The sequence below is a fragment of the Streptomyces spongiae genome (assembly GCF_009377185.1).
GTDB classification, from domain to species: Bacteria; Actinomycetota; Actinomycetes; order Streptomycetales; family Streptomycetaceae; genus Streptomyces; species Streptomyces spongiae.
In genome coordinates this window covers 1-4131 of record NZ_VJZC01000754.1, presented here as the reverse complement: position 1 = coordinate 4131, position 4131 = coordinate 1, and the positions used below count along the sequence as shown (strand labels likewise).

3 protein-coding genes are annotated in these 4131 nt (G+C 75.0%); all 3 read left to right on the top strand.

The genetic code is table 11. The features are described 5' to 3' along the window. The coding region (locus tag FNH08_RS46060) for a CbiQ family ECF transporter T component (protein WP_152777661.1) at positions 1-1037 on the top strand (1037 nt) is incomplete at its 5' end. A gap of 5 nt (positions 1038-1042) precedes the next feature. Beyond that, positions 1043-2986, top strand: coding sequence for an ABC transporter ATP-binding protein (locus FNH08_RS46055; RefSeq protein WP_152777663.1), 1944 nt, complete (start codon positions 1043-1045; stop codon positions 2984-2986). Beyond that, on the top strand, positions 2983-3807 hold the full coding sequence (locus tag FNH08_RS46050; protein WP_152777659.1) for an ECF transporter S component: 825 nt from the start codon (positions 2983-2985) through the stop codon (positions 3805-3807). The genes FNH08_RS46055 and FNH08_RS46050 overlap by 4 nt, the downstream gene beginning before the upstream one ends. The last annotated feature ends 324 nt before the right edge of the window (positions 3808-4131 follow it).

Genomic DNA, 4131 nt, shown 5'->3' with positions numbered 1-4131 from the left:
CCACCAACCCCCTCCTCCTCGCCCTTCTCGTCGCGGTGGCCGGTTACGTGGTGGCCACCCATCGCGCGGACGCCCCCTGGTCCCGCTCCTACACCGCGTTCGTCAAGCTCGCCCTGGCCGTCCTGCTCCTCCGCATGGCCTTCGCCACCGTCCTCGGCTCGCCCATCCCCGGCAGCCACACGATCGTCACGCTCCCCGAACTCCCGCTGCCCCACTGGGCGCACGGCGTCCGCTTCGGCGGCAGGGTCACCGCGGAGGGCCTGGTCTTCGCGCTGTACGACGGTCTGAAGCTGGCCACGCTGCTCGTCTGCGTGGGCGCGGCGAACGCCCTCGCGAACCCGGCGCGGCTGCTGAAGTCGCTGCCGGCCGCGCTGTACGAGGTGGGCGTGGCCGTGGTCGTGGCGATGACGTTCGCTCCGCATCTCGTCGCGGACGTACGGCGGCTGCGGGCGGCCCGGCGGCTGCGCGGGCGCCCGGACCGGGGGCTGCGCGGGCTGGCGCAGGTGGTCCTGCCAGTGCTGGAGGGCGCGTTGGAGCGTTCGGTGGCGCTCGCGGCGGCGATGGACGCGCGCGGGTACGGCCGCGGTGCCGAGGTGGCGCCCGGCGTGCGCCGCACCACGGCGGCGCTCACGCTGGGCGGCCTGCTCGGCGTCTGCGCGGGAACGTACGGCGTCCTCACCGCCGAGGGCGGGAGCTACGGCCTGCCCGTGCTGCTCGCGGGGCTCGCCCTCGCGTTGGCCGGGTTGTGGCTGGGCGGCCGCCGCTCGCCGCGCACGCGCTACCGGCCGGACGAGTGGGGCCCGCGGGCGTGGCTGGTGTCGGCCTCCGGGGCGGCGGTGGCCGGGCTGCTGGTCACCGCCGCCGTGTACGAACCGTCCGCGCTGCACCCCGGTGTCGTACCGCTGACGGCGCCGGCGCTCCCGTTGTGGCCCGCGGGGGCGGTCCTGCTCGGCCTGCTGCCCGCGTTCACGGTGCCGGCCCCGCCGAGGGGTTCCTTGACCGCACCCGCACCCCCGACTCTTGAGGAACCCGCATGATCAGCTTGATCCGCTTCGAGGATGTCTCCGTGACGTACGACGGAGCGGCCGAACCCACCGTCCGGGGCGTGGACTTCGAGGTCCCCGAGGGTGAACTCGTCCTCCTGGCAGGCCCGTCGGGGGTCGGCAAGTCGACCGTGCTGGGCGCGGTGAGCGGTCTCGTGCCGCACTTCACGGGCGGTACGCTGCGGGGCCGCGTGACCGTGGCGGGCCGTGACACCCGTACGCACAAGCCGCGTGAACTCGCCGACGTGGTGGGCACGGTGGGCCAGGACCCGCTCTCCCACTTCGTGACCGACACGGTCGAGGACGAACTCGCCTACGGCATGGAGTCGTTGGGCCTCGCCCCGGACGTGATGCGCAGGCGGGTGGAGGAGACCCTGGACCTCCTCGGCCTGGCCGCCCTCCGTGACCGGCCCCTCGCCACCCTCTCCGGCGGCCAGCAGCAGCGCGTCGCGATCGGTTCGGTCCTCACCCCGCACCCCCGGGCCCTGGTCCTCGACGAGCCGACCTCCGCGCTGGACCCGGCCGCCGCGGAGGAGGTGCTGGCCGTCCTCCAACGGCTCGTCCACGACCTGGGGACGACCGTGCTGATGGCCGAACACCGCCTGGAGCGCGTCATCCAGTACGCCGACCGGGTGGCCCTGCTGCCCGCGCCGGGCGCGCCCCCGGTCCTGGGCACGCCGTCGGAGGTGATGGCCGTGTCTCCGGTGTACCCACCGGTGGTGGGCCTGGGACGGCTCACGGGCTGGGCGCCGCTGCCGTTGACGGTACGGGACGCGCGGCGGCGGGCCGGGGCACTGCGGGAGCGGCTCGGCGGGATGTCGGCGCGGGGCGCCGAGGGCGCGGGGGCAGTGGGTATGGGGGCAGTGGGCGCGGCGCCGGGCACGGAGAGCGCCGGGGCAGCCGGCACCGGGCCGGGCACGGAAGACCCCGACGCAACCAGCACAGCGCCGAGCCTCCCAGGCACGGGCGCAACCAGCACGGCACCAAGCCCCGAAAGCCCCAGGGCAACCGGCACGGCGCCGGGCGCCGAGAGCACAAGGGCGGCCGCGACGGATCCTGGGCCGCTCCTCCCCGCGACTCCCCGGAAGCCGTCCCGCCGCGCTCGCCTCTTCCGCAGGCACACACGGACCAGGGAGACGACCCCGGCCTTCGAACCCGCCCACACGGCGCAGACCCGCGCCCTGACCGTCCGCCGAGGCCGCGTCCAGGCCCTCCACCGCGTCGACCTCACCGTCTCCCCCGGCGAGACGATCGCCCTGATGGGCCGTAACGGCGCCGGGAAGTCCACGCTGCTCAGCGCGCTGGTGGGCCTGGTGGAACCGTCCGCCGGAACCGTGCGCGTGGGCGGGGCGGTACCCCACCGCACGCCCCCGCGCGACCTCGTCCGCCGCGTCGGCCTCGTACCGCAGGAGCCCCGGGACCTGCTGTACGCCGACACGGTCGCCGCCGAGTGCGCGGCGGCCGACCGGGACGCGGGCGCCGCCGCGGGCACGTGCCGGAGGCTGGTCTCCGAGCTGCTCCCGGGCATCGCCGACGACACGCACCCACGGGACCTGTCGGAGGGCCAGCGCCTCACCCTCGCCCTGGCGGTGATCCTGACGGCCCGTCCGCCGCTCCTCCTGCTCGACGAGCCGACCCGTGGCCTGGACTACGCGGCGAAGGCCCGCCTGGTCGACCTCCTGCGCGGACTGGCCGCCGAGGGCCACGCCACCGTCCTGGCCACGCACGACGTGGAGCTGGCCGCCGAACTCGCCCACCGGGTGGTCCTGCTCGCGGACGGCGAGGTGATCGCCGACGGCCCCGCGGCGGACGTGGTGGTCGCCTCGCCGTCCTTCGCCCCGCAGGTCGCCAAGGTCCTGGCGCCGCAGAAGTGGCTGACCGTCACCCAGGTGCGGGAGGCGCTGGGCGCCGCCGGTCGGACGACGGAGGACGACCCGGCATGAGTGCCCGCCCCGTCCGCCTGGGCCCCTGCTCCCTCGCCGCCCTCGCCCTCGTCAGCGCCGTGGGGGTCGTCGGCTTCGGCTGGCCCTTCCTCGCCCCGCCCTCCTCGCAGCTCAACGCCCACGCGCAGGACGCCCCCTGGCTCTTCGCGGGCCTTCTGGTCCTGCTGGTGGCCGTCGTGGCGGCGACGATCTCGGAGTCGGGGCTGGGCCCGAAGGCGGTGGCCATGCTCGGGGTGCTGGCCGCGGCGGGGGCGGCGTTGCGGCCACTCGGGGCCGGGACCGCCGGGATCGAGCCGATGTTCTTCCTGATGGTGCTCAGCGGACGTGTCCTCGGGCCGGGCTTCGGCTTCGTGCTCGGCTCGGTCACGATGTTCGCGTCCGCGCTGCTCACGGGCGGGGTGGGCCCCTGGATGCCGTTCCAGATGCTCGCGATGGGCTGGTTCACGATGGGCGCGGGCCTGCTTCCGGGCCCGGACCGCCTCCGGGGCCGGACGGAACTCACCCTCCTCGCCGTGTACGGGTTCCTGGCCGCCTTCGCCTACGGCACCGTGATGAACCTCGCGGGCTGGCCCTTCCTCCACCAGCTCGCGTCCACCGTGGCCTTCGCCCCGGACGCCGCCCTCGGCACCAACCTGGCGCGCTTCCTCGCCTACTGCCTGGCCACGTCCCTCGGTTGGGACCTGGGCAGGGCCGCCGTCACCGTCGTCCTGACCCTCACCCTCGGCGGACCCGTCCTCAAGGCACTGCGCCGCGCCACGCGCCGGGCGGCGTTCGAGGCTCCGGTCACATTCGAGCCGAATGGCCGCGGGCCCGAAGCATGAACCGTCCTGGGGGATCCGCAACACGAAGGGAGCAGGGTCGTAGCTCACCGGCCGTCGGCGCAGACCCTCCGCACCGACTCTGACCTGCGCGTCGCGAATCATGTGACAGATCGCCAGTTACTGCGTACGCGTCTGTAACTAGCCCAAAGGCGTAGATCACGAACATCCGGCGGGACCGCTTCTCTGGATGCGTCGCACGGCGCCACCACGCCCACCCGGGCCATGGCGTCGGGCATGCCCGCGCCGCTCCGGTGCACGGAACGGCGCAGGCATGCCGGCGACCGTCCTGTCCCCGAGGAAAGGCAAGCTGATGTCCGCCAACCC

Coding starts and splice junctions, on each gene's coding strand:
- FNH08_RS46050 (WP_152777659.1), top strand. CDS start 2,983: ATGAGTGCCCGCCCCGTCCGCCTGGGCCCCTGCTCCCTCGCCGCCCTC.